Here is a 24,873-nt window from a genome sequence, read left to right as displayed (position 1 = left end):
GGATCAGGACGTGGCGGCCGCGGATCAGAACGGCGACGACCACCAGCCGGCGGTGACCCCCGCCAGCCACAACAGGCGCAGCGCCAGCAGCGTGAGCACCAGGTTGAACAGCCGGGTAAAGCGGCGGTTATCCAGGGCATTCAGCAGCCGCAGGCCCAGCCAGGTGCCGGTGAAACCGCACACTACCATCGCCAGGATGAACCCCAGCCAATCTGAGAATACGAACCCGGCGGCCCCGAACACCACCGCCTTGGGCAGGTGCTGCAGGGTCATCGCGGTGGCGAAGGTGGCCACGGTTTTGAATCGGTCGGCGTGAATCTGTTTGATGAAGGCCGCCACCAGCGGCCCGGTGGCGCCGACAAACAGGCTGACGAAGCTGGTGAGGCCGGCGGCGATAAACACGCCCAGCGGGCCAAACGCGCCCTTGGGCAGCGCGGGCCCCCAGCACAGGAACAGCACGAACAGGGCAATCGCCAGCTGCCACAGGTGTTCGGGCAGGTGCACCAGCACCAGGGCACCCAGGCCGGCGCCCGCCAGAACCCCGGGGGCGAACGCCGCGATCACCCGCCAGTCAATGTGGCGGAAGGTCATGGCCATGCGCCCGCCGTTGGACCCCAGTTGCACCATGCCGTGCACGGGAATGATCGCCGCCGGCGGCAGCCAGCTGGCCATCAGCACCAGTAGCAGGAGACCGCCACCGGCACCCAGGGCAGCAGTGACCATGGACGTGACGGCGGAGCAGGCGAGCAGGAACAGGGCGACGCCCGGGGACAGGGCATCCGGAAGAAGATCAACAGGCAGTGTCATGGGTCGAACGGTCAGTCCGCTGGCGGGGGCCCTGGGCACAATCCCGCGGTGAAGTCATCCGCTGTGGTGGCGTCAGCGGCGTCCCGCTGCCACCGGCGGCACAACGCTTCGCTGGCCAGCTCCACATCGGCCACGTAATACAGCGACGCCAGCCCGAGCCGGTCCCGGCCGAGGTTATGGAACACCATCCCGAAGGCGATGTCGCCGGCGCTGAACCGGTCCGCGTGCTCGGCGAAATAGGCTGCCGGTCGGGACAGTTCCGGGTCCTCCAGCAGGGCCGTGACGCGGCCGGCGCCACCATGATACGCCTGGATCAGCAGCAGGTGGAACAGCGTTTGCCGTTTGTCGTCAGGCAGGTTGCCGAACCGGGCCTCGAACGCTGGTCGCAGGTTGCGCGCGTTCTGGGCGGTCAGGCGCAGCGCACAATCGATTTGGGCCAGGCGGTGCCAGACGTTGTCCGGGCGGATCTCACAGTCGGACAGCGCCGTGGGTGAGAGCTGAAAAATGCCCCGGGCATTGGCGGCAGAGTGGGCCTGGCTGCGGGCGCCGCTCTCGATCAGGATCTGCCCGGCCAGGTGGTGTATCAGCCCGGCGGGCAGCGACAGGCGGCCGGCCTCGACGCGGTTCTGGTACACATACCAAAGCGCCTCCGCCAGGCTTCGTGGGTGATCCTCCGAGGCGAAATCCAGCGTGTCCCAGCGGCCCCAGAGCCGGTCGTCCGGGTCCGTACCGACCAGACGATCGATCGCTTCGTCCAGGTCGGCGAAGGGCTGGTCGCAGGACAGGGCAAACGGGTAGCCGGCCTGGCCGTCCTCGCCCGGCAGCCAAGTGTCCACGGCGCCCCGCTTGGCCAGGGCCTCGCGGGTGTCGTTCAGCCGGGCCTGGGTCTCTGCCCGGTCGTCGCCGTCGGACAGCCAGGCCAGGAATCGGCCGCGCATGTCGTACAGGATGTGGCGGTCGGGCTCGGCGCAGTAACTGCGGCCTTCGAGCACCCAGCGGCGCAGGGTCAGCACGTTCTGATAGACCCCCTGGCTGACCCAGTAGGGCGACGCCCGCACCACCTGCGTCCACGGGCTGGGCTCGCCGGCGGCGGGATCCGGCGTGGTTTCCTCGGGTTCCGAGGCCGGGGCGCTACTGGCCCAGGCGGCCAGGGCCAGCAGGGTGAAAATGCGCAGGCGCTGGCGTAAGCTTTCGGTTTTGCGAGTCATCAAGGCGCCACCTGAACGGGTTGGGCTGTCGCACGGACGGGTTGGGCTCAAGCATTGGGCTCAATCAGACACCACACAATAACAAATGGACCGCGTTATGCAGCAAACCGACTACCTTCGATACGACGCCACCGCCCTTGCCGATCTGATCGCCCGGGGTGACGTCAGCGCGCGTGAGGTGTGCGAAGCCGCCGTTGAGCGAGCCAGCCAGGTGAACGGCACCCTCAACGCCATCTGCCACCCCCAGTTTTCCGATGCGCTGGATGACAGCGTCGTCAGCGCCGGCCCGTTTGCCGGCGTGCCCCTGCTGCTCAAGGACCTGGCTCAGGAACAGGCCGGCCAGCCCTGCAGCTACGGCAGCCGCGCCTTCCGCGCTTACGTGGCACCGAAGGATTCCGAATTCGTCCGGCGGGCCACCGGCGCCGGCCTGCGCATCCTCGGGCGCACCACCACCCCTGAGCTTGGCCTGAAGGCCGTCACCGAACCCGCGCTCTGGGGCGCCTGCCGCAACCCGTGGGACACCACCCGGACCCCGGGCGGCTCCAGCGGCGGCTCCGGCGCGGCCGTGGCCGCCGGCATCGTACCCATGGCCGGGGCCAACGACGGCGGCGGCTCCATCCGTATTCCCGCCGCCTACAACGGTCTGTTCGGCCTGAAGCCTTCCCGAGGCCGCCTGTCCAACGGCCCCTACGCCGGTGAGGCCTGGACCGGCGCCTCCAGCGATCACGTGGTGTCCCGCACCGTCCGGGACAGCGCCGCCATGCTGGATGCGTTGGCGGGGCCGGCGACCGGTGATCCGTTTGTGATTGCGCCGCCGGAGGCCGCCTACGCGGAATTGATCCAGCGGGCACCGGGCCCCCTGCGCATTGGTGTGTTTACGTCCTCCCCCTACGGCACTGAGGTGGCGCCCGAGTGTGTGGCGGCGGTGGAGGACACCGCCCGTACCCTGGAACACCTGGGCCACCACGTGGAGTATGCCCGCCCGGAGTTTGATGGCATGGCCCTGGCCCGTTGCTACCTGGGCCTGTACTTCGGTGAAGTGTCCGCCATGATGGCTCGGGCCCGGGAAACCCTGGGCGCCACCGACGGCGATTTCGAGCTGGATACCCGGCTGCTGGGTATGCTCGGCGAGACCCTGCCGTTGTCCGAGTACGTGCGCCGACGCCAGCAATGGAACGACTTTGCCCGGGCCCTGGGCACGTATTTTCAAAGCTATGACCTGTACCTGTGCCCCACCACCGGCCAGTTGCCTGCCCGGATTGGCGAGCTGGAAACCCCCGCCCATCTGAAGGTTGTGGCCCGGCTGATGCTTTCCCTGCGGGCCGGCCGCCTGGTGCACCGAACCGGCCAGGTGGACCAACTGGTGATGGAGAGCCTCGCCCGCACACCCTTTACCCAGCTCGCTAACCTGACCGGCACGCCGGCCATGTCCGTGCCGCTGCAGTGGACCGCTGCCGGCCTGCCGGTGGGCGTCCAGTTCGGCGCACCCCACGGGGGCGAGGGCGTGTTGCTGCAACTGGCGGCGCAGCTGGAGGAGGCCCAGCCCTGGTTCAGCCAGTACGAGCGCCTGGAACACGCCTTCTGAGCCCGCCTAGCGGTGTCTTTGTGCGGGGGTTGTGATCCGCCGGCGCCGCCACCACGTTTATCTTTCCGTGGGGAACAGGCTATGCTGTGAGACAGGGAGCCCTGAGTTCCCTCACCTGATGGCATCGAGGAGGCGTGTGTTATGAACCAACCGATGGCAATCGACGATCTGGTGTCCGTCGCTCAGGCTGAGGCCATGGGGGAGCTTGATGCCCCCATGATGGCCATTGTCCTGTCCAGCGATCAGAGCTATGACCTGCCCATCAATTCTCTGGAAACCGATGCCGACAAAGCGCGCTGGGGACTGATCCTGCGCGCCGCCCGGGAGCATGTCGAAGCCGATGCGGTGGCCGTGCTCTATCCGGCCTGGACCACCATCCGGCACAAGACCCCGGAAAACCGCGACGAGGCCCAGCCGCCCGCAGAGGACGACGACACCGGCGGGCCGATCGACACCCTGTTCGTGCAGTTGCACACCCGGGATCATGTCTACTGGCGGGGCTTTGAACAGATCCGGGACCCCCGTCACCAGCGCATCATCGGCTTCCGCCGGATCAAGGCGCTGTCCACGGATTACCGCCGGGACGAAGCGCCCTCAGTGGCCGCCTGGCTGAACACCCTGTTCGACCCGCTGCCGGCAGAGGGCGACGAGGTGGCCGTGGACCAGGATCTGTCTGACCTGCTTGAGGAGCCGGAAGTGAGCGCGGCACTGTATCCGCGGCAGTTGCGAGCATTGCATTGACAATGCGGTGATAGCGCAACCGAAACAGGCGCCCCGAAACCGCGATTCAGGGGCGCCAACCCTCCAAGCTGCTTTCTGGCTCACCCTCTGGCCATGCCCCATCGTGATGCGTACAAATCCTCACGGATTCGTGGTGCTTCCTCACTGAATTTGACGCTGTTTTACAGTTGTTGTGCGGCGTTGTTGCTATAGTCTGTCCAGAGTCAATGGTTGGATGACTAACAACACGATAACCTCCGCTCAATGACCTGACCGTTGTACTGGCAGCATTGAACCGTTTGTTGCGCAAGGCCAAGCAGGGAACGTTATGCCAGCGAATGCTGTCCCGGGTCACACGTCTGACTTCCGCGAAGTACACTTTATTTCGGGCCTTCCCCGGTCGGGGTCGACGTTACTCGCCGGCATCCTGCGTCAGAACCCCCGGTTTCATGCGTCCATGAGCAGCCCCGTGGCCGGGCTGCTGAACGGCGTACTGGAACAGACGGGCGCCGGCAGCGAGTTTTACCCCTTTTTCGACGAAGCCCTCCGCAAGCGCCTGTGCCACGCCCTGTTTGCCGCCTATTACGAAGACAAGGCCGCGAACCACGAAGTGCTGTTCGACACCAACCGCCAGTGGACCGCCCGCCTGCACCAGCTCACCGAGCTGTTTGGCGACTTCAAGGTGATCTGCTGTGTGCGTAACCCCGCGTGGATCATGGACAGCTTTGAAGTGATCTACCGGAAAAACCCGTTCGATTACAGCCGCATGTTCAACGCCGCCAGCCGCCAGACGGTGTACACCCGCTGCGAGGCCCTGATGAGTGCCGGCGGGGCGGTGGGCGCGGCGTGGACCGCCCTGAAAGAAGCCTATTACGGCGAATTTTCCGACCGGCTGCTGCTGGTTGACTACGACCTGCTCACCCAGCACCCGGGTCGCACCCTGGAACTCATATACCAGTTCCTCGGGGAGCCAGGGTTTGACCACGATTTTGATCAGGTTGACTACGCCGAAAGCGAGTTTGACGCGACCCTCGGCGTGAAAGGCCTGCACAGCGTCAAAAAGAAAGTGACTTACCAGCCCCGGCGCAGCATTCTGCCGCCGGATCTGTTTGTGAAATACCAGGGCATGGATTTCTGGCAGGACCCCCAAGGCACCGCCGCCCACAGCATTGCCCCCAAAAAGCACCCCCCGACCTCCTCTGCGCCTCGCGACGGACACTGACCACCATGAAAAAACATCTGCTTACCGGGCTTCCCTCCTTGTTGTTGCCCCTGGGGCTTTGTGGTGTGCCGGTTCAGGCCTCGACCGGGTATGCCCGCAGTTACCTGAGCGCGGAGAGGCACCTGGGGAAAAGTCTGGGTAGCAATCTGGGCTTGGCGCCGAGCGCTCTGCGCTCTGCCGGGGTCTTGCCGGTGCCGGAGCGCAGCGGGGCCATGGAGCCCGCCCGCGACGACGTCCTGGGTATTCTCAGTGCACAGCCCGTTCGGGAACTGTTGGTGATCGATGGCGCGGTCCCCGATAAAACCGCGCTATACCGCGCGGTAAAACCGGGCATCGCCGTGGTGGAACTGCGCCGTGACGCGCCGGGCCTGGCGCAGCTGGCGGAGGTGTTAAGAGCTTATCGAAACCTGTCGGCGCTGCACATTGTCTCCCACGCGGACAACGGTCGCCTGTTTTTGGGCAACTCCTCCGTGGACGCCGCCGCCCTGAGGCGCGACGTGTCGATGTTCAATGCCCTCCACAGGGCGCTGGCGCCGTCGGCCGACGTGCTGTTCTACGGCTGTGACCTGGCGCAGGGTGATAAAGGCGCTGAATTCCTGGATCTGTTTCAGCAGAAGGCCCGGGTGAACCTGGCTGCGTCCGATGATTTTACCGGCGGCGCCCGTCAGCAGGGTGACTGGGACCTGGAGATTACCCGCGGTGACGTGCACGCGACGCTGCCGTTCTCGGCGAGGGCGATTGCCGATTATTCGGCGGTGCTTGCACCGTTTACCGGCACCATCGAGTTTGACAACGCGGTCAACGTTGGCCAGTACGGATCGACCTACAACGGGTACTCGAAGGGTGACGGCTCTATAAACGCCACCTTTCAGGCCGGAAGTTACGTCATTGTGTTTGACGGCCAGAAATACAGCACGGCCGCCAGAAATTACGGGCCTCCTGCCACTTATGGTTATACCAGCGAAGGCGAAAGCGCGGCGACGCTCTACTTCCAGGGGCACCCAGCATTCACTGCAAACAGCATCAATCTGGTGAACGCCAGTGGTTCTACAGAGACTTTCACAATTACCGGCGGCGCTGGGGGCGTCATTCCCGGTATTACGATAGTAAATGGTGATAACCAGACGATCGATCTGAGCAGTCTTTCGGCCAGCACAACGAGCGTTACGGTGACGGTCGATGATGGCAACGGATACTTTTATGTTGACCGGTTTACAGTCACCGGCGTCGGAGCCCCGGTCACCCCCACGGTAACGGACGGCAACATCGCCATCAGCGGCGCCTCCGGCACCGGCGGCGCTTACAGAATTGGCGACACGGTGACCGCCACCTGGGACAACAGCGCGGGCGGCGACAACAACACCGGCGTGACCGGTGTCACCATGGATTTCTCCAGTTTTGGTGGCGGATCGGCCGTCGCGGCCACGGAGAGCAGCGGCGTCTGGACGGCAACCTACACCCTGGTTTCCGGCACGGTGGACGCGACCAACCGCAATGTCAGCGTCACGGCCACCAATTCGGCGGGCTCAACCACCACGGCGGATACCACCAACGCCACGGTCGATAACGTGGCGCCAACAGTGACCGATGGCAAGATTTCCATATCGGGCGGGAGCGGCACGGGCGGTGCTTTCAAGATTGGCGACACGGTAACCGCCACCTGGAACAACACGGCCGCTGGCGATAACAATGCCGACGCCTCCTCTGTCACCGTAGATTTCAGCGCGTTTGGCGGCGGTTCGGCGGTTGTGGCGTCCAACAGTTCTGGCACCTGGACGGCAACCTACACGCTGACCGCCGGCGCCATCGACGCGACCAATCGGAACGTATCGGTGAGCGTGACCGACAACGCGGGCAACAGCACCACCGCCGCCGATACCTCCAACGCCACCGTCGATACCCTCGCCCCGGTGGTGACGGATGCGAACATCAGCATCAGCGGCGGCACCGGCTCCAGCGGCACCTATCTGATCGGCGACACCGTAACGGCCACCTGGAACAACACGGCCGGCGGCGACAATAACAGCGATACCATTTCTTCGGCCACAGTAGATTTCTCCCAGTTCGGCGGCGGTTCGGCGGTGGCGGCAACCAACAGCGCGGGCACCTGGACCGCCACCTACACGCTGGTGGCCGGCAGCATTGAGGCTTCCGGCCGCAACGTGTCGGTGTCGGCCACGGACAACGCCGGAAACCGCATTACCCGGGCGGATACGTCCAACGCCTACGTGGATAATGCTGCGCCCACCGTGGGCTCCGTATCGGTGCCGGCCAATGCCACTTACATCGCGGGCCAGAACCTCGATTTTACGGTCAACATTGCCTCAGCCAACGACGTGGTGGTGGACACCGCCGGTGGCACGCCACGGATCGCGCTGACGGTGGGTTCGACCACCCGCTACGCCGACTATGTCAGTGGTTCGGCCTCGCCCTGGCTGGTGTTCCGCTACACCATCCAGAGCGGTGACCTGGACAGCAATGGCATTGCCGTCAGCGGGTCAATCGACGCGAACGGCGGCACCTTGCGGGACGGCTCCGGGAATCCCCTGAATCTCGCGCTGAACAATGTTGGCAGTACGGCATCGGTACTGGTGGACGGGGTGGTTCCGGAAATCAGTTCTGTCACGGTACCGGCCAGCGGCACCTATGTGACCGGTGAAGTGCTGTCTTTCACCGTGAACACCTCCGAAAACGCCACGGTAAACACCGCCGGCGGTACGCCCTACCTGCCACTGACCCTCGGCGCTTCGCCCCGCAATGCCCAGTACGTGTCGGGCTCCGGAACCACGGCGCTCTCTTTCCAGTACACCGTGCAGGCGGGTGACGATGACAGCGATGGCATCGACGTCGGGACGTCTTTGGCGCTTAACGGTGGCACCATCAAAGACGCGGCCGCGAACGATCTCTCCCTGGCCCTGAGCAACGTCGGAGATACCTCCGGCGTCAACGTGGACACCGCCGCACCAACGCTGCAAAGCCTCAGCCCAATGGACGATGCGGCGGCGGTGGCGTCCAACACCGCTCTGGTGATGACGTTCAGCGAGGACATCGCCCTCGGCACCGGCAACATCGTGATCTACGATTCGGCGAACACCCCGGTGGCCACCATTGATGTGGCTTCTGCCGGCGGCCAACTGACCGTCACCGGTAACACCCTGACCATTCAGCCCGCCTCGGCGCTGGCAGAAAACGCGAGCTATTACGTGCTGGTTGGCAGCACTGCCGTCAAGGATCTCGCGGGTACGGCCTACGCGGGCATTGCAGACAGCACCGCCTGGAACTTCACCGTGGCGGACGTCACGGCGCCTACGGCAACCCTTGTCGTTGCGGACAACGAACTGCTGACCGGTGAGACCTCGCTGGTGACCATTACCTTCGACGAGGCGGTGACCGGGTTCAGTAACGCCGACCTTACCGTTGCGAACGGCACCCTCAGTAACGTCGCCTCTTCCGATGGCGGGATCACCTGGACGGCGACATTGACGCCGACGGAGAACACCTACGTGGCCGGCAACGTGATTACCCTGGATAACGCCGGGGTGATGGATGCCAGCAACAACGTGGCCACCGGAACCACCGACTCCAACGATTACACCGTGCGCACGAAAGCGCTGACCCTGCAGGTGACCAGCAATCTGGACACAGGCGATGATGAAACCATCGGTGCCTCGCTGGCGGATGATGAGGCCGACGGAAGCGGCCTGAGCCTGCGGGAAGCGCTGGCCTGGGCCCGGAGCGGTGGTGATACCGTGACCTTTGATCTGGACAGTGGCACGGACGGTTCCCAGGGCGGCACGATTACCCTGAATGGCAACTCACTCGATATCCAGCAGCCGAATCTCCGCATCAACGGCGATGTCGATGGGAATGAGTCGGCCGATGTGACGATTTCAGCCGGCGGTTTCAGCCGGGTGCTGTCGGTCGATGGGGGGATGGCCGGTATCGTGTTGAACGGTCTTATCCTGACGGACGGTTCTGCGATCGGCGGTGGTGGCGGTCTTGCACTCGGTAGTGGTGCCAGCGCGACCCTGTCAGACTCCGGGGTGACCAATAGCGTTGAAGTCGGCGCTGGCGGCGGTGGCATCTACAGCTTCGGAGCAACGCTGACCCTCATCCGGACAACCGTTTCTGGCAACCACAGCGATTCGTACGGCGGCGGCATTCGGGTCCTCGGGGCGGGCGTCCTCCACCTGTTTGACAGTACCGTGTCGGGCAACGCCGCAGACGGCGCCGGAGCGGAAGGTGGCGGTATTCAGTTCCAGGGCACGGACCTGCGGATCGTCAACACCACCATCAGCGGTAACGCCGCTCTTGGAACCGGATCGATTGGTGGTGGTCTGCGGATTGCCAGCGGCAATGCGGCGGTCTACAACACCACCATCGTTGGCAACGCCGCTGCGGACAGTGCCGGAGGCGTCTCGGCCAACGGCATCATTGGCCGGTTCTTCAACTCAGTGGTGGCTGGGAACACCTCGGGCGCGACGGCCGCGGCCGCCACTGGCGGCTCGGCTCTGGCTACCGGCGATACCCCAGACGATGTGGCCGGGACCCTCGAAGAGGGCCGCAACAACTACTTCGGCACGCTAACCACCCTGGCCATTGATACCGGCAACCTGAACGAACAGGGCACGGATTCGCTGCTGCTGGGAACGCTCGCCCAGGTGAACGGCGCCGGCGTGCCGGTGCATCAGCTGCAGGAAGGCAGCGCGCTCTGGGGCGCGGGTAGCAACGCCGCTCTGCCGGCGGATAGCGCTGATCTTGACGGCGACAGCAAGACCGCGGAACCGCTGCCTCTAGACGCTACCGGCGCGCCGCGTATTGTGGCCAGTTCTGTGGATATTGGCGCGGTGGAGGGCTCTATCCCCCTGCCCCTGATCAGCGGATCGCCGACAACAACCATTGCCGTGGGCAGCGCCTACCGGTTTACGCCGCTGGCGAAGGACGTCTATGGGCAACCGCTCACGTTCAGCATCAGCCATCGTCCGTCCTGGGCGTCGTTTGATGCTGCTACCGGCCAGCTCTCGGGCACGCCCGGCGCAGGGGATGTCGGTGCCACAACGAACATTGTGATCTCCGTCAGCAACGGCGACCAGAGCGCCAGCCTGCCGGCGTTCGAGCTGTCGGTGACCGCCACATCCGATACCGCAAACGACCTGGCCTCAGAACCGGCGGTCGGATCGGCGGGGCCGGTCAGCCAGGACAGCAATCCGGATCTGTTTGTGGTTGATGGCTCAAGCCCACAGCTGGAGGTGGTTCCGGGCCGGTGGCCCGAGTACACCGACGACCAGCCGCCGCGGGCCCGATACGCGCTGGCTTTTGTGGACCAGTATGGCCAGCGCCGGAACCTCAGCGTGACCCTGGACGACGCCAGCGCTCCGCTGCCCACTACCGATGGGCCGGACGCCCAGGGGCAACAAACGCTGACGTTCGGCGGCAGTGGCACCGAGCAGGTCGTGCGGGTATCGCCGGATGGCACCACGACGGTGCAGGTGACCAATGGCGGCGTGGTGGTCAGCACCCTGACCAGCGATGCGATGGGTCTGGATATCCGGGTTGCCGGCGATGGCCAGGTGACGTCAGAGGCCCGATTTGAAACCGGGTCTGGCGCAAGCACCCAGGTCACGTTGGTCCAGCCTGCCAGTGGCGGGCTTCAGGTAAGCTCGGCGATCAGAGCATCGGCAACGGCCACGGCGGTTACGACAGAGCATCAGTTTGCGATGGTGCCGTCGGCGATCCAGCTGTCTGCCGATGGTTCGGTGACAATGGACGGTGAACTCATGGATGGCGCGGAGACCGTCCGCCGGCAGGTGCGGATCGAACCGGACGGCACGCTGACCGCGCTGGCCACACGGAGCGATCAACCGGCCCGCGTGATGACGGTTCGGGAGGCCGGGTCGGTCAGTTCGGTCGATGCGGCGGGTGCCGTTCAGTTGTCACAGGGGGCCACAGCGGGAACCATCACCAGCAACAACGTCCTCAGTTACACGGAGAGCGCTGGCGGGCCCACCACCCCTGCCTGCTCGGCGATTGCCCTCAGCAACGGCGCATTGCAGGAGGTGTGCAGTGAGAGCGATCCGGACCTGAACGGCCTGAACCGCAGTGCGGAGGTTCGCTCGCAGTCCTCCTCCGGTGATGCCATGGTCAGCCGGCTCGAAGTCACCGATACCTCCGGCGACAACAGCTCGGTGTTTGTTGAGGCCGCCGTTGGCGGCGATGGGTTCGTCGCTCAGCGCCCGTTGTCCGCTGGCACGCTGACGTTGCAGGTCCGGATCAATGGCACGGCGATACAGGGCCTGCGCGGCCGTGACGGCCTGGCGGACAATGGCGCGCTGTCCCTGCTGCCTAACGGTCTGTCCCTGCTGTTTAACGACCGCGCGACGACGGTTGTCGACAGTGGCACCACCACCTTCTACCTGGACACCCTGATCAACGGCGAGAGCCGTCACGAAGTCGCGGTGAATGGCATCAGCACCCGGGCGACCAGTGCATTGCCGGGCACCCGGACGCTGCTTGGCGATCCGGGCATGAATGGCCCGGCGATCACCACAACTGCCATGGTTGAGGGCCGCCGTCTCGTCGCCGGCGCCGATAGCAAAGGCCTTGCCTGGCACGAGGTGAAAAACCGTCAGGGTGTGTCGTCCCGGGCGGACTTCGCCATTGCCGGGGCGTACACAACCCTCACTGCTCCGGGCGTGGTCCGCAGCCGCGTTCACGTAGACGGCACCGACCGGTGCGCGTGGGTGGAAACCTTTGCCAACGGTGAGTCGAATACCGGATTGGGCAGCTACGATGAGGCGTCGGCGAATTGCTCAACGGCGGATGAGGCCACCAATGAGGGCAGCCCGTTCGAGGCGGGTAACCGGATTTCCGTTCAGGGCACCGGCAATGCGGCCGCTATCATCATCGAGACACCGGTCACCCGGGTCATTACGTTCTGAGGAGCACACGATGGATTACCGTCGGGTATCGAAGTGTACGCTGGTTATGCTGTGTGTTCTGGCGCTGGCCGCCTGCGACAACGGCGGGTCTTCCGGGCCTGGCGAAAGCCCGGCGACGGACACGGTTGTGTTGTCGTTGAACACGGAAGTGGAAGTGTTCCCCGGAGACTCCATCATTGATCCGGCCGGCGATGCCAATATCCGGGTCCGGCATGAGGTGGCCAGTAACCGCAAATTCGTCACCCTGCTGTCGGGCTCGGCGGAGCTTGTCCGTTCCGGCGGAGCCGGAGGATGAGCTAAGCGGCGCGGCACTCTCAGCGCTATATCGGCATCCTCTGCCCCACCCACATCAAACTGGTGATCCCCACCAGAATCAGCAGCGCCGGCACCAGCCGGCGCTCGTACATGGGCCGCTGGGACAGCCAGTAGAGGATCGGGAAGCCGATTGCCAGCAGCCCCAGCTGCCCCACTTCCACCCCCAGGTTGAACCCGGCCAGCGCGACTGCGAGCTGGCCGGTGCCGCTGGTCAGGTCCGCCAGCACGCTGGCGAAGCCGAAGCCGTGCACCAGCCCGAAACCGAACGCCAGCAGCCAGGTGCGCCGTCCCAGGATGGGCCAGATCACGTTGACGGCGGTCACCGCGATAGACAGGGCAATCACCGTTTCCACCCAGGCGCTGGGCAAGGTGACCAGGTGCAGCGCGGACAGGGCCAGGGTGATGGAGTGGGCGATGGTGAAGGCGGTGACGATGCCCGCGAGGGAGCGGAGCCGCGGCTTCAGGCCCATGGATGACGGGTCACCGGGCACCCGCCCCTGCTCCGGCACATTGCCTGCCCGGCCCAACGTGGCCGGAATCGCCAGCACCAGCAGGAACAGCAGGTGGTCCAGCCCCATCAGCAGGTGCCAGATGCCCTGGCCGATGAACAGGGCGAAGGTCTGCCAGCGGGAAGGTGCGGGCGCCGCCAGGTCCAGGGAGCCGGTGTCCGGGCCAATCACGGTGAGCCGCTCGCTGTCTTCTGAGCCCAGGCTCACCAGCGCCCGGTGCAGCGGGTCCACGTCAAACAGCAGCGTGTAGCGGAGCTGGTCGGGGGCGGTGCCGTCCGGGCAGCGAACCCGGTATTGCGAGGCGGCGTAGAACCCGTCGCTGTGCTCTGATACGCCCCAGGTTTTTCCCTCCAGCCGACACGGTTCGCCACTGGCCGAGGTGGTCACCCCGGATTCCACGGTACGGGTCAGTTCCGCCCGGGCGGCGCGCAATTCGGCGCCGGTCACCTGACGGTCGCCATCGGCGTCCAGCGGTACCAGCAGGGCCAGGTCCCGCAGTGCCACATCAATCCGGAGGTTCTGTCCGTTATCCGTGAGATACACAAAGCTGTCGCTGGCCTTGTGGGCCCAGGCGGGGGGGGCGAGCACGACCAGCATCATCAGCAGGCCGACGATCAGCGGTGTGCGTCCGGAGGTTCCCGATGCGGGCAATAGGGCTGTCGTCATGGCCGCAAGGTCTCCTGTGCCAGTGTGGGGCGTGAACCCGACAGCGCCGCCGAAGGGTCAGCTGGCGGATACCGTTGATCACTCTGCTGCCAGCGGTCGAGCCATTGCCGCAGATCGGCTTCAGGCTCCGGCGCATTCGCGGCCCTGGCCGCCAGCAGGAGCAGCCGGGTGTCCGCCGGTTCGCGCTGGGTGGTCCAGTTCTTCTCGGCAAATTCCAGCGCCAGCACCGGGTTGCCTTCAACGTGCAGCTCAAAGCGGGCGTAGTCCCGCTTGTGGAGCAGGTTGCCGCGCCACCGGGCTTCGGAGAACCGCTCTCGCAGATGCGCCACCAAGGGAGACAGGGCCGGATCGCCCAGGGACTTCAGGGCCATGGCCCGCAGCACGGCGAGGGCGTCCACAGCGGGGTAGTCGGCGGTCAGGGCCAGGGTGCGCTTGGGCTGGCCGTGGCGAAGGCTCCAGTCCGCCAGCTGGGTTCGCGTATACAGGTCGTCCGGGTCCTGCAACAGCACTTGTTGCCAGTACATACCGGCGCGGGTGTCATCCAGCTGGTCGGCCAGGTCCGCCAGGGTGCCCAGGGCCCAGAGGCGGCTGGTGCTGTCGCTGGGGGCCGATCGCAGTGCCTCGTTCAAACGATCAAACGCGGTCTGGGCGTTGCCGGTGCGGGCGTCCACCGTAGCCAGGCAACTATCGGAGATCAGGCCGGGGTAGGCGTTGCTGAGATCGTCACACGCAGCGCGGGCGCCATCATAGCGGCCCTGAACGGTGAGAATGCTGGCCAGGGTCAGCAGGGCCTGAGCCCGGTTCGCGCCGTCGCCGTGATCCACCACCCAGCGCAAATCCGTTTCGGCCACGTCAAACCGGTGCTGGCTCTGGGCCAGTGTGGCCCGGAGCACTCGCAGTTCCGGGGTCATCCGGTCTTCGGGCCAGCGCCGCAGCCGCCCTTCGCCGTAGCCGATGAACCGGGGGTCGCCGGTTTTCCGGGCCTGGGCGATGTCCTCCCGGAGCCTTTGTGCCAGGGCGTCCGGGGTGGTGTCGACGGTGCGGGTATCAATGGTCACGGCGGGCAGTTCGGCCAGCACCTCCGTGTCCGGAAATTGGGTCTGGATGGGCGCCGGTGCCGCCTCAGCGATACCTGCGCCCAACGTCAGAAGTAACCACAGCCCGGGCCAGGCCCGGGTGTGGCGGGTGAGCCTGCCCCGGCGCAGTGGCCGGGGCGAGGCATCAGTTGGCCAGGACATCGTCAAACGCCTGGGGGTTGGTCTGGTCGTTGAAGCTGAAGTCCAGACGGTTGATGTTGACCGATTCCCGGTCGTCCCGGGTGTTGTTGATTTCCTGCTTGACGAAGGTGGTGAAGTCCTTCGACGTGGCCAGGGCATCGCCGTTTCCGGAGCCGCCGAAGCAGCCGCTGAGCAAGGCGGCGGTGACCGCCGCCAGCGATAACGAAAGAATAAGTCTCATGATCGCCTCCTCAGAGTCCGTTCGGTGAGCCGGACATCGGCGTACCCAGGTACGGGAACCGGGTCAGCAGGGTGGACGGGTCCAGCTGCACGCCGTCGGTGAACGGTGCGTCCTTGTTGGGGGCGTCCGTGGTCAGGGCACCCATCGCCACCCGCAGTTCCGAGTCCACCACGTCATCCACCGGACGACGGCCGTTCGGGAAGCCCGCGTTATCGCCGCCCAGCACGCCCAGATCGTTCTGGCTGGCCGGCGCGGTCACCGCAATGGCGGTGTTCAGGCGCAGCATCTCGGAGGCGGTGACGCCCACCGGCTGGTTCAGGCCGTCAACACCGGTCAGGAAGGCCGCCACCAGGTCGTTGCGGGGCGTGGCCGGGGCCTGGGCACCGGCACCGCCGAACAGCACTTCCAGCAGCGCCGGCAGCGTGGGGTTGGTCACGTAGGTCAGGAACTGGCCGTCGTCCATCGGCTCGCTGGCGTTGAAGCGGTCCTTGTCTTTCAGGCCGATGACGACCTCATTCACCAGAGGCATGCCGAGACGGGAGACCTGCACGTAGGCGCCACCGGTCACGGATGCGCCTTTGCCCGTGCCGTCGAGGGCAGTCGGCGCCGGGTTCATGACTGTGGCCTGGCGCACGCTGGCGGTGGTCCAGGCGCCAATCACCGGGTCACCGCCGGAGGTTTTGGCTGAGCCGGTCAGGCAACTGGTGGGTACTTCCAGGGCCAGGGAGGTGACGTTCTTGTCGGCCAGGTCGCCGGCGCCTTCGGCATCGCGCGCGCCCAGCGGGTTGGTGTTGACCAGGTCGAAGATTTCACCCAGATTGACGGCGAAGGCTTCTTTGCGCTGGCCCACGAACACCCGGCCCGGGGTTGAGCAGCCAGGCAAATTGATGGCGAAGATGTGTTGGTCGGCGTAGCTGGCGTAGCCGGTGCCGAAGGATTTTTCACCGATGTTGTCCAGCGGCTTGTCGAAATATTCGGTGCCGTTATCGATGTTGGTGGCCATCTGGGCCGCGCCCTGGCGACGGTCGCCGGTGACCACGGTCACGGTGTACCGCTGGCTGGCCTGCACGTTGCCGCTGTCAGTGGCGTCGCCAATGTTTTTCAGGGGTACGGAGACCATCTTGCCGCCCACGTTCAGCTGCAGGTCGTTGAATTCATCCTCAAAGCGGAACTGGTAGGTGATGTCTTCCTTGGCGTCGCCGTTGTTGTCGATGTGGATCTCATAGAGCGCGTCCGGGTCCAGGTCAAAGTAGTTCGGTCCGCCGTAGGCGTCCTGCAGGGGCAGGTAGTTGGCGACCAGGGTCACGAAGCCGCTTCGGCCGGACTCATAGCTGCGGAACATATAGAAATCGGTGGCGTCCACTTTCGGGGTCTTGGTGATGAACGGCGCTTCCCGGTGGCTGGAGGCCTGGGCCAGGCCGGACGACAGCAGGGTCACGAAGCCCAGCGTCGCCAGCCCGGTGGTTTTAAGGGTGATGCTCATGGGTCTCTCCTTGGCACAGTGTTTACAGCGTTGTTGTGGTGCACCGGAAAAACGGGGCGGAGGGAGCGGCGGATGCAGTCGCGGGCAAAAAAAGTCGAACGCTGACATCGGCGTTGTTTTTGCCGGCCGATGCATCCCGTTTGCCCCCGGCTCCGTATGGGTTTTGAAAGCAAGGAGATCGCGAGCCATGGTGGACTCGATGGATGAACAGGAACCGTTGATGCGGTTATTGCTGGCCACGGCCCGGGAAGACCGGCTGGCGTTTCAACAGTTGTACGATCGGGTGTCGTCCCGTCTGTTTGGGCTGTGCCTGAAGCTGGCCGGCCAGCGGGAACTGGCGGAAGAGGCGCTGCAGGACGCGTTCGTGCAGATCTGGCACCGCGCCGGCGACTATCACCGGGATCGTGGCACGCCGCTGAACTGGATGATGGGCATTGCCCGATATCGGACGCTGGACCTGATGCGGGCCCGAAAGTCCCGGGCAACCGTCGGTGATGAGTCGCTCGCGGACCTGGATGACGGCCGTGACGGGCCCCTGGAACAGTCCCTCAAGGACGCTGGCGCGACCCGGCTGACGGGCTGCCTGAATGAGTTAAGTGACGTGCAGCGGGACAGTATCCTGCTGTCGTATTATCGAGGCCTGACCCACGAGGAGCTGGCCCTGGCCCTGAGCTCCCCTATCGGCACCGTGAAAAGCTGGATCCGGCGGGGGCTGATGGCCCTGAAACGCTGTTTGGAACAATGAGGACCCTATGAAACAGACCCCGGAACGCATTGAAGCGCTGGCGGCCGAGTACGTGCTTGGTTCGCTGCAGGGTGCCGCCCGCCGGCGCTTTGAGCGTTGGATGGTCGGGTCCTCCGCCGTGCGCCAGGAGGTCCGTTTCTGGGAGGAGCGACTGGGCGAACTGAGCACGGCCCTGCCGGAGCAGGCGCCACCCGCGTCGGTATGGCAGGGCGTTAGCCGTCGGCTCTGGCCGTCCCGGGAGCGGTCCGCGGCGAGTGTGCCGGTTGCGCGCACCCAGGCTCAGGGGGTCTCTGGCTGGGCGCGTTGGTTCTGGCCGGGATGGAGCCTTGCCGCGACGGCAGCGGCCGTGGTGCTGGCGCTGCTTCTGGGGGTGAACCCTGGAACCCGGGACACCGGTGCCGAGCTGGCGCTGTCCGGTGCCGTGGTGCAGCCAGACGTGGATGACCCGCTCTGGCTGGTGTCCGAAACCGCCAACCAGAATCAGCTGCGGCTGCGTCCGGTGGCGGCGACCGCCGCTAATCCGGGCAAGGATTACGAACTGTGGGTGGTGCCGGAGACGGGTGCGCCCCTGTCCCTCGGCGTCCTGACGGCGGGCAACGTTACCGTGATCCCGCTGGACGACCGGCTCCGCAAAGTGCTGGCCAGCAGCCGCACCCTGGCGATCAGCCTGGAGCCCCGGGGCGGGTCACCCACGGGGGCACCGACGGGCCCGATTCTGCACGTGGCGAAGCTCTATTCGCTGTAACGCCGAACCGTTTCCTGCGACGCCGTCCGGCTCGGTTCAGTGCCGGGCGGACAGCAGCGTGAGGCAGAGCTGGGCATTTTGCACAAAGTGCTCAAACGCCGCGAGCTGCTCACTGGAGGGCGTGTAGGGGCTGGCGGCGTTGTCCGCATAGAACAGCCCGACGACGCGCCCGCCCGCCCTCAGCGGCCCGACCAGCGCCGGCACCCGGCCGAGCCAGCGATCGTAGTCTACATTGGCGGCCTGGGCCGTCGGCTGAAACACCTCGCAGTGGCTGTGCTCCGCCAAGCTGTCCAGGGGGCCCGCGCCGCCCCGGCTGATATGGAAGCGCTCCCGCCACGCCTCGGTGCCCTTACCGCCGACCTTCCGGGGCAGCAGCAACTGCCCGCTGCGATCCGCCATCAGCAAGGCCACCCGCTGCATTCCGACGGCCCGGTGAATGCCTTCGATCACCAACTGGCAGATTTCGTTGATGTCCGGTTTTTCCGACAGGCTCAGGGTCAGGTCCCGGAGAATCTGCAGCTGCAGGTTCGGGTCCACCTGGGGCGCCGATTCCTGACCCGGTGACTCCTGCTGGCCGGGCATCAGAGCGGTGACCTGGGGAAGGCCCAGGGACACCGCCACTTTGGCGGCCTCGGCGGCGTTGATCTTTGCGCGGTCCCGCACCGTGGCGGGCGCCTCACCAATATCCTTGGCCAGCTGTTCGAGCACCCTGTCCATGTCCTTGCCCTGCCAGCCGTCTTCGGACAGCCTCGCCATCTCTACGGTGTGGCGCACCAGGGAGCTGGCCATGGAGGTGGGTTGCCCGGCGGAGACGACGTCCCGGATGAACGGCCCGAGGGACCAGGCTTCCACCAGGCCACGGGTGATTTCCGGAAAGGTGGTGTGCAGCACAGTCTTCTGTGCTTCGGTGGGCGCCTCGCCCGCCCGCAGGTGCTGTTCCAGTTCACTGGCCTGGGGTGTCTCGCAGGACCAGAACGCCAGCTCGCCGATGTTCATCAGCAGGGCGCCGATGAACACTTCTTCCAGGGCATTATCGTTGCGGGACGGCATCAGCAGGCGGGCCTGCACCGCCGCGTGGATGGCCCGGGCCAGGCAGCGCAGCAGGTGGGGGCGGTCGGTCCGCTTCAGCAGGCTGTCCACCACCAGGGAGGAGATGGCCATGGATTTCACCGCGTCAAAGCCGATCAGCGTGATCGCCCGGCTGACGGTGCTCACCTGGGTGCGGGTCTGGTTGTAGAACACGGTGTTGGAGAGCCGCAGCACCTGGGAGGTGAGCTGGGCGTCGTTCAGGATCACATTGGCCAGTTCGTTAACGGTGCTGTTCTGGCTTTCGGTGAGCTCGTCGATGCGGCGCAGGGTGTTGGCCAGCACCGGCAGCTCCACCTTGCTCAGGTAGGTGACCCAGGCTCGGGTCGAGGTCAGTCGCTCGGGGGTGGTGCCGTCGTGTTCAATCACGCTCTTGTTCTCCGGGGGGTGCTGGATCTGGGTCAGTGTGGCTGGCCATCCCGGGCCTCGGGTTTGTGTACACAATGCGCTATAATCGCCGGTTTTAACACTGTTCTTATCCGTCCCACAAGGCACTGAACGTGATTGTATTTGACCAGGTACACAAGTCCTACACGGTGGCGGGCCGGGCGATCCCCGCGCTGCACCCGACGGACATGACCATCAAAACCGGCGAGGTGTTCGGCATCGTCGGGCACTCGGGGGCGGGGAAGTCCACCCTGGTGCGGCTGATCAACCTGCTGGAGCCGCCCACCGGCGGCCGCATCCTGATCGACGGCGAGGACATCACCCGATACAGCGCCAACGAGCTGCGGGCGTTCCGCCGCAAGGTCGGCATGATCTTCCAGCATTTCAATCTGCTGTCCTCCAAGACGGTGCAGGAGAACATTGCGTTCCCGATGAAGCTGGCGGGCATTTACTCGAAAGCGGAGATCCGGGACCGGGTTTCGGAGCTGCTGGCCCGGGTGAGCCTCACCGACCACGCCGACAAGTACCCGTCCCAGCTGTCCGGCGGGCAGAAACAGCGGGTCGGGATTGCCCGGGCGCTGGCCTGCCGCCCCACCATCCTGCTGTGCGACGAGGCCACCAGCGCCCTGGACCCCCAGACCACCCAATCGGTGCTGTCGCTGCTGGCGGACATCAATCGGGAGCTGGGCCTGACCATCGTGCTGATCACCCACGAGATGGACGTGGTGCGCCGGGTCTGCGACCGGGTGGCGGTGATGGATGCCGGCAACGTGGTGGAGATGGGGCCGGTGAGCGAGGTGTTCCTGCACCCCAGCCACCCCACCACCCGGGACTTCGTGTTCGAGAGCGAGAACGTGGACGCCGGCGAGCTGGCCGCGGACCTGCAGAAAGCCAATGGCCGCATCCTTCGGCTGACTTTCAAGGGCGACGCCACCTACCAGCCGCTGCTGGGGAGCGTGGCCCGGGCCTCCGGGGTGGATTTCAGCATTCTTTCCGGGCGCATTGACCATATCAAGGACATTCCCTACGGCCAGCTGACCCTGTCCCTGGTGGGCGGAGATCTTGACCTGGCCATGAAGGCGTTCGACGCCGCGGACGTTCACGTGGAGGTGGTGCGCTGATGGATGCCTTACTGACCAACGTCGACTGGGCCGAAATCGGCCTGGCCAGCTGGGACACCCTGGTGATGGTGGGCCTGTCCCTGCTGTTCAGCGTGCTGATCGGGTTGCCCATTGGCGTGCTGCTGTTCCTCACCGGCAAGCGCCAGCTGCTGGAGCAGCCGGTGGCCTACGCGGTGCTGTCGTTTGTGGTGAACGTGCTGCGTTCGGTGCCGTTCATCATCCTGCTGATCGTGATGATTCCGTTTACGGTGCTGCTGATCGGCACCTCCCTGGGGGTGGCCGGTGCTATTCCGCCGCTGGTGGCCGGTGGCGCGCCCTTCTTCGCCCGGCTGGTGGAAACCTCCCTGCGGGAGGTGGACCGGGGCATCATCGAGGCCACCCAGGCCATGGGCGCCACCGTGCGCCAGATCATCTTCGGCGCGTTGCTGCCGGAGGCGCTGCCGGGCATCATCGCCGGCATTACCGTTACCGCCATCACCCTGGTGTCCTACGCGGCCATGTCCGGCGTTATCGGCGGCGGCGGCCTGGGGGACCTGGCCATCCGCTTCGGTTATCAACGATTCCAGACCGACGTGATGGTGATTACCGTAGCCCTTCTGGTTATTTTTGTGCAGGTGCTGCAGATGGTGGGTGATCGACTGGTGTTGTATTTCAGTCGCCGCTAGTTCCGGTGCAAGCCGGCGGTGGGGCGGGACGGCTGAAAAACGCCCGTAAATACGTCCCTGTAGGGCTCGGTCGCGCCATCCTTGGCGCTCCACGTTTTCAGCCGTCCCGCCCCACCGCCGGCCCCGACGTCTTTCTTCGAGCCAACGCTTATAAAGAGATAGCAACTCAACTAGGAGATGAATATGAACGTGAAAAAGACTTTCGTGGCGCTGGCCGCCGCTGCGGTGACCACCTTTGCCGCATCCGCGTCCGCCGAAACCCTCACCGTGGCCGCCACCCCGGTGCCCCACGCTGAGATCCTGGAACACATCAAGCCGAAGCTGGCCGAGGAAGGGGTGGATCTGAACATCAAGGTGTTCACCGACTACGTCCAGCCGAACATCCAGGTGGACCAGAAGCAGATGGACGCCAACTACTTCCAGCACCAGCCTTACCTGGACGAGTTCAACAAGGGCCGTGGCACCAACCTGGTGGCCGTGACCGGCGTGCACGTGGAGCCGTTCGGCGCCTACTCCAGCAAGATCGACTCCCTGGATGAGCTGAAGGACGGCGCCGTAGTGGCCATCCCGAACGACCCGACCAACGGCGGCCGAGCCCTGCTGCTGCTGCAGAAGGCGGGCCTGATCACCCTCAAGGACGATGCCACCATCACCGCGACGCCCCGGGACATAGCCAAGAACCCCAAGAACCTGGACTTCAAGGAACTGGAAGCGGCCACGCTGCCCCGCATCCTGAACCAGGTGGACCTGGCCCTGATCAACACCAACTACGCCCTGGAAGCCGGCCTGAACCCCACCAAGGACGCCCTGGTGATTGAAGGCGCCGACTCCCCCTACGTGAACATCCTCGTTGCCCGCCCGGACAACAAGGACAGCGACGCCATGCAGAAGCTGGCCAAGGCCCTGCATTCGGACGACGTGAAGCAGTTCATCCTGGAGAAGTACAAGGGCGCCGTGGTTCCGGCGTTCTGATCAGAAGAAGGGGTCAGATGCAGAAGAAGGGGTCAGATGAAAGCCTTCATCTGACCCCCGGTTTATGACCCCCGGTTTACACCGCGAACCGCGCCACCGAGCGGTGCAGATCGGCGCCCAGTTTGGCCAGCTCGTTGCTGGCGATGGCGATCTGCTCGTTGGCGGTGGCGGACTGGTCGGTCACCTCGCGGATGGTGACCACCCCCTGGTTGATCGACTCGGCCACCGAGGACTGCTGCTCCACCGCAGCGGCGATCTGGTGGTTCATGCCCTGGATGTTCGAGACCGCCTCGGCGATGGTCTTGAGCGCTTCCCCGGCGTTGCGTACCACCACCACGGCGGCGTCCGCGCTGTCGCTGTTGCGATCCATGCCGTGCACCGCCTGCTCGGCGGATTCCTTCAGCCGGTTGATCAACTCCTCAATCTGCTCGACGGAACTCTGGGTGCGTTGCGCCAGCCCCCGTACTTCGTCCGCCACCACCGCAAAACCGCGGCCGTGCTCGCCAGCGCGGGCGGCTTCGATGGCGGCGTTCAGGGCCAGTAGGTTGGTCTGCTCGGCGATGCCGTCAATCACATCCAGGATCTTGCCGATATCGCCCACGTCCGCGTTCAGCGTCTGGATGCGCGTTTTGCTGGCCTCTATGTCATCGGACAGCGTATCCACCTGCTTGGCGGTTTGTTTGACCAGATGAAAGCCCTCTTTGGCATGTTCATCGGCCATTTCCGCCGACTGGGCGGCGGAGGCGGCGTTCTGGGACACCTCATGAACGGTGGCGGTCATCTCGTTCATGGCGGTGGCGGCCTGGTCGGTCTCCTCCCGCTGCTGCCGGGCGCCGGCGCTGGTCTGCTCGGTCACCGCAGACAGCTCTTCCGACGAACTGGCAATCTGGGTGACGCCGTCCTGCAATTCCTTGATCAGCGCCCGCAGGTTCACCGTCATGGTCTGGATCACGGTCATCAGACGCCCCAGTTCGTCTTTCCGATCCGGCTCAAGGTTGTGGGTCAGGTCGCCGTTGGCGATGTACTCGGCCTGGCCGACAATGCGGTCCAGGGGCCGGGTAATCAGGGTGGTGATGATCAGGGCGATGCCCAGGCCCAACACCACGGCGGCGGCCAGGGCCACCCAGATGAACGTGCGGGTACGGGACTCCAAATCCCCCATGGCGGCGCGCTGTGCGTCATAGGCGGTGGCAATCAGGTCATCCGCCTGTCGGGCCTGGGTAACCATCTGCTGATCCAGGCGCTCCAGCGCCTTGTCGGAGAGGTTGGCCTCACCGCCGCCGGCCCGGTCGGACACGGCCTGTGCCAGGTTGCCGAGGAAGCCCTGGTAGCCCTTGAGGGTATCTGTCAGGGTGTTAAAACGGTCGGCCTGTTCCGGTGAAAACGCCGCGGCTTCGAGATCGTCGGTGCGCTTCAGGGCGTCGCTGATCTCGCTCTGGGCGTTTTTGCCCTCGGCGCTGTCGTTCCGCAGTTGCAGGTTTTTTTCACTGACCCGGGCGGACAGGAAGTGTTCGGTAATACGGGCGATGCCGCTGAGCTGGTCCGAACTGGCCGTCAGTTGGCGGGTTTGAGTAAGCGCCACGAAAGCCATAATGCACATCAGGAGCAGAACCAGGCAGAAGCCACTGAGCAGCTTGGTTCGGACGGAGGCGTTCAGGAACGCCGCCCCGGGATGAATTCGCATAACGCTAAGCCTCTGATAAATTTATGTATTTTAAATGTGACAATGTCGTAGCTATGGGGTTCCCGTGAGCGGTGCATGACAGGCCACAATCCACAAAAAGTGACATTCTGACCACTAATAACTACACACCGTAGACACTAGAGAGTGGCCTGTCGACTTGTCAGGCCTGAAAATCCCGGGACTTTTCAGTGATCCTCAAGGAACGCTCATGGACAAGCACGAGGTATCGGACGTGGGGCAGGCGTTCGGCCGGGCGATCAAGCTCCGGCGGGTGGAGGTTGGGCTGACTCAGGAAGAGCTGGCGGACCGGGCACAGCTGGCCCGATCGTTTGTTTCAGGGATTGAGCGGGGCACGGTGAAGGCGTCCACCGAAACCGTCTGGAAGCTGTCCCAGGGGCTGACCTGCCGGCCGTCGAGGATCTGGCTGTTGGCGGAAGCGCTGTACTTTGGGGAGCATTGATGGGGCAAAGCAGGGGTCAGATGAAACTCATCTGACCCCGGAGTGTCCGGGGGACTCCAGAGTCTGGTATCGGGGTCAGATGAGTTTCATCTGACCC

19 protein-coding genes are annotated in these 24,873 nt (G+C 65.0%); 11 read left to right on the top strand and 8 right to left on the bottom strand.

Going from position 1 to position 24,873, the window contains the following annotated elements:
* Positions 1-24: 24 nt before the first annotated feature.
* Entirely contained in the window at positions 25-807 is a 783-nt protein-coding gene (locus tag V3388_RS11335; protein ID WP_442915639.1) for a sulfite exporter TauE/SafE family protein, read from the bottom strand.
* Positions 808-818: 11 nt separating this feature from the next.
* Positions 819-2,015, bottom strand: a complete 1,197-nt coding sequence (locus V3388_RS11330; protein WP_336367662.1) for a hypothetical protein — start codon at positions 2,013-2,015, stop codon at positions 819-821.
* A gap of 97 nt (positions 2,016-2,112) precedes the next feature.
* Between V3388_RS11330 and V3388_RS11325 the strand changes: the two genes are divergently transcribed.
* From V3388_RS11325 to V3388_RS11305, 5 genes are all read left to right on the top strand, one after another.
* On the top strand, positions 2,113-3,600 hold the full coding sequence (locus V3388_RS11325) for an amidase (RefSeq protein WP_336367661.1): 1,488 nt from the start codon (positions 2,113-2,115) through the stop codon (positions 3,598-3,600).
* Between the two features lie 141 nt (positions 3,601-3,741).
* Positions 3,742-4,341: a hypothetical protein gene (locus V3388_RS11320; protein WP_336367660.1), complete on the top strand. Its 600-nt coding sequence runs from the start codon at positions 3,742-3,744 to the stop codon at positions 4,339-4,341.
* A 307-nt stretch (positions 4,342-4,648) separates the two neighbouring features.
* Positions 4,649-5,542, top strand: coding sequence for a sulfotransferase family protein (locus V3388_RS11315; protein ID WP_336367659.1), 894 nt, complete (start codon positions 4,649-4,651; stop codon positions 5,540-5,542).
* A 5-nt stretch (positions 5,543-5,547) separates the two neighbouring features.
* On the top strand, positions 5,548-12,480 hold the full coding sequence (locus tag V3388_RS11310; RefSeq protein WP_336367658.1) for a DUF4347 domain-containing protein: 6,933 nt from the start codon (positions 5,548-5,550) through the stop codon (positions 12,478-12,480).
* A 10-nt stretch (positions 12,481-12,490) separates the two neighbouring features.
* Positions 12,491-12,775, top strand: a complete 285-nt coding sequence (locus V3388_RS11305) for a hypothetical protein (RefSeq protein ID WP_336367657.1) — start codon at positions 12,491-12,493, stop codon at positions 12,773-12,775.
* A 25-nt stretch (positions 12,776-12,800) separates the two neighbouring features.
* On the opposite strand, the gene V3388_RS11300 is transcribed toward V3388_RS11305, so the two are convergent.
* From V3388_RS11300 to V3388_RS11285, 4 genes are read right to left on the bottom strand one after another with little or no spacing between them, the layout of a single operon-like run.
* Positions 12,801-13,970, bottom strand: a complete 1,170-nt coding sequence (locus V3388_RS11300) for a HupE/UreJ family protein (RefSeq protein WP_336367656.1) — start codon at positions 13,968-13,970, stop codon at positions 12,801-12,803.
* Complete coding sequence (locus tag V3388_RS11295) at positions 13,967-15,208, bottom strand: hypothetical protein (RefSeq protein WP_336367655.1); 1,242 nt, start codon at positions 15,206-15,208, stop codon at positions 13,967-13,969. The genes V3388_RS11300 and V3388_RS11295 overlap by 4 nt, the downstream gene beginning before the upstream one ends.
* Positions 15,192-15,428, bottom strand: coding sequence for a hypothetical protein (locus V3388_RS11290; protein WP_336367654.1), 237 nt, complete (start codon positions 15,426-15,428; stop codon positions 15,192-15,194). The genes V3388_RS11295 and V3388_RS11290 overlap by 17 nt, the downstream gene beginning before the upstream one ends.
* A gap of 10 nt (positions 15,429-15,438) precedes the next feature.
* Positions 15,439-16,911 (bottom strand): DUF4331 domain-containing protein, encoded by a 1,473-nt coding sequence (locus V3388_RS11285; RefSeq protein WP_336367653.1) that lies wholly within the window; start codon positions 16,909-16,911, stop codon positions 15,439-15,441.
* A 187-nt stretch (positions 16,912-17,098) separates the two neighbouring features.
* On the opposite strand from V3388_RS11285, the gene V3388_RS11280 reads away from it, so the two are divergent.
* Both V3388_RS11280 and V3388_RS11275 read left to right on the top strand, forming a co-directional pair.
* The gene (locus V3388_RS11280) at positions 17,099-17,656 is read left to right on the top strand and encodes a sigma-70 family RNA polymerase sigma factor (RefSeq protein ID WP_336367652.1); all 558 of its coding nucleotides are present in this window, start codon (positions 17,099-17,101) and stop codon (positions 17,654-17,656) included.
* Positions 17,657-17,663: 7 nt separating this feature from the next.
* The gene (locus V3388_RS11275) at positions 17,664-18,401 is read left to right on the top strand and encodes an anti-sigma factor (protein ID WP_336367651.1); all 738 of its coding nucleotides are present in this window, start codon (positions 17,664-17,666) and stop codon (positions 18,399-18,401) included.
* Positions 18,402-18,437: 36 nt separating this feature from the next.
* Here V3388_RS11275 and V3388_RS11270 read toward each other — a convergent pair whose 3' ends face one another.
* Entirely contained in the window at positions 18,438-19,856 is a 1,419-nt protein-coding gene (locus V3388_RS11270; protein WP_336367650.1) for an HDOD domain-containing protein, read from the bottom strand.
* Between the two features lie 131 nt (positions 19,857-19,987).
* Between V3388_RS11270 and V3388_RS11265 the strand changes: the two genes are divergently transcribed.
* The 3 genes from V3388_RS11265 to V3388_RS11255 all read left to right on the top strand — a co-directional run bounded on the left by V3388_RS11265 (position 19,988) and on the right by V3388_RS11255 (position 22,632).
* The gene (locus V3388_RS11265) at positions 19,988-20,995 is read left to right on the top strand and encodes a methionine ABC transporter ATP-binding protein (RefSeq protein ID WP_336367649.1); all 1,008 of its coding nucleotides are present in this window, start codon (positions 19,988-19,990) and stop codon (positions 20,993-20,995) included.
* Positions 20,995-21,660, top strand: coding sequence for a methionine ABC transporter permease (locus V3388_RS11260; RefSeq protein WP_336367648.1), 666 nt, complete (start codon positions 20,995-20,997; stop codon positions 21,658-21,660). The genes V3388_RS11265 and V3388_RS11260 overlap by 1 nt, the downstream gene beginning before the upstream one ends.
* Positions 21,661-21,843: 183 nt before the next feature.
* Positions 21,844-22,632, top strand: coding sequence for a MetQ/NlpA family ABC transporter substrate-binding protein (locus V3388_RS11255; protein WP_336367647.1), 789 nt, complete (start codon positions 21,844-21,846; stop codon positions 22,630-22,632).
* A 76-nt stretch (positions 22,633-22,708) separates the two neighbouring features.
* Here the strand turns inward: V3388_RS11255 and V3388_RS11250 are convergent, their stop codons facing one another.
* Positions 22,709-24,316: a methyl-accepting chemotaxis protein gene (locus V3388_RS11250; protein WP_336367646.1), complete on the bottom strand. Its 1,608-nt coding sequence runs from the start codon at positions 24,314-24,316 to the stop codon at positions 22,709-22,711.
* 208 nt (positions 24,317-24,524) lie between these two features.
* Between V3388_RS11250 and V3388_RS11245 the strand changes: the two genes are divergently transcribed.
* A complete protein-coding gene (locus V3388_RS11245) occupies positions 24,525-24,776 on the top strand; it encodes a helix-turn-helix domain-containing protein (RefSeq protein ID WP_336367645.1) in 252 nt (83 codons plus the stop codon).
* Positions 24,777-24,873: the final 97 nt, after the last annotated feature.

This window comes from Marinobacter sp. C2H3 (assembly GCF_037080155.1).
GTDB lineage: Bacteria > Pseudomonadota > Gammaproteobacteria > Pseudomonadales > Oleiphilaceae > Marinobacter.
The sequence above is the reverse complement of the archived record's forward strand: the minus strand, read 5'-3'. Positions and strand labels throughout refer to the sequence as shown.

Coding starts and splice junctions, on each gene's coding strand:
- V3388_RS11335 (WP_442915639.1), bottom strand. CDS start 807: ATGACACTGCCTGTTGATCTTCTTCCGGATGCCCTGTCCCCGGGCGTC.
- V3388_RS11330 (WP_336367662.1), bottom strand. CDS start 2,015: ATGACTCGCAAAACCGAAAGCTTACGCCAGCGCCTGCGCATTTTCACC.
- V3388_RS11325 (WP_336367661.1), top strand. CDS start 2,113: ATGCAGCAAACCGACTACCTTCGATACGACGCCACCGCCCTTGCCGAT.
- V3388_RS11320 (WP_336367660.1), top strand. CDS start 3,742: ATGAACCAACCGATGGCAATCGACGATCTGGTGTCCGTCGCTCAGGCT.
- V3388_RS11315 (WP_336367659.1), top strand. CDS start 4,649: ATGCCAGCGAATGCTGTCCCGGGTCACACGTCTGACTTCCGCGAAGTA.
- V3388_RS11310 (WP_336367658.1), top strand. CDS start 5,548: ATGAAAAAACATCTGCTTACCGGGCTTCCCTCCTTGTTGTTGCCCCTG.
- V3388_RS11305 (WP_336367657.1), top strand. CDS start 12,491: ATGGATTACCGTCGGGTATCGAAGTGTACGCTGGTTATGCTGTGTGTT.
- V3388_RS11300 (WP_336367656.1), bottom strand. CDS start 13,970: ATGACGACAGCCCTATTGCCCGCATCGGGAACCTCCGGACGCACACCG.
- V3388_RS11295 (WP_336367655.1), bottom strand. CDS start 15,208: ATGTCCTGGCCAACTGATGCCTCGCCCCGGCCACTGCGCCGGGGCAGG.
- V3388_RS11290 (WP_336367654.1), bottom strand. CDS start 15,428: ATGAGACTTATTCTTTCGTTATCGCTGGCGGCGGTCACCGCCGCCTTG.
- V3388_RS11285 (WP_336367653.1), bottom strand. CDS start 16,911: ATGAGCATCACCCTTAAAACCACCGGGCTGGCGACGCTGGGCTTCGTG.
- V3388_RS11280 (WP_336367652.1), top strand. CDS start 17,099: ATGGTGGACTCGATGGATGAACAGGAACCGTTGATGCGGTTATTGCTG.
- V3388_RS11275 (WP_336367651.1), top strand. CDS start 17,664: ATGAAACAGACCCCGGAACGCATTGAAGCGCTGGCGGCCGAGTACGTG.
- V3388_RS11260 (WP_336367648.1), top strand. CDS start 20,995: ATGGATGCCTTACTGACCAACGTCGACTGGGCCGAAATCGGCCTGGCC.
- V3388_RS11255 (WP_336367647.1), top strand. CDS start 21,844: ATGAACGTGAAAAAGACTTTCGTGGCGCTGGCCGCCGCTGCGGTGACC.
- V3388_RS11250 (WP_336367646.1), bottom strand. CDS start 24,316: ATGCGAATTCATCCCGGGGCGGCGTTCCTGAACGCCTCCGTCCGAACC.
- V3388_RS11245 (WP_336367645.1), top strand. CDS start 24,525: ATGGACAAGCACGAGGTATCGGACGTGGGGCAGGCGTTCGGCCGGGCG.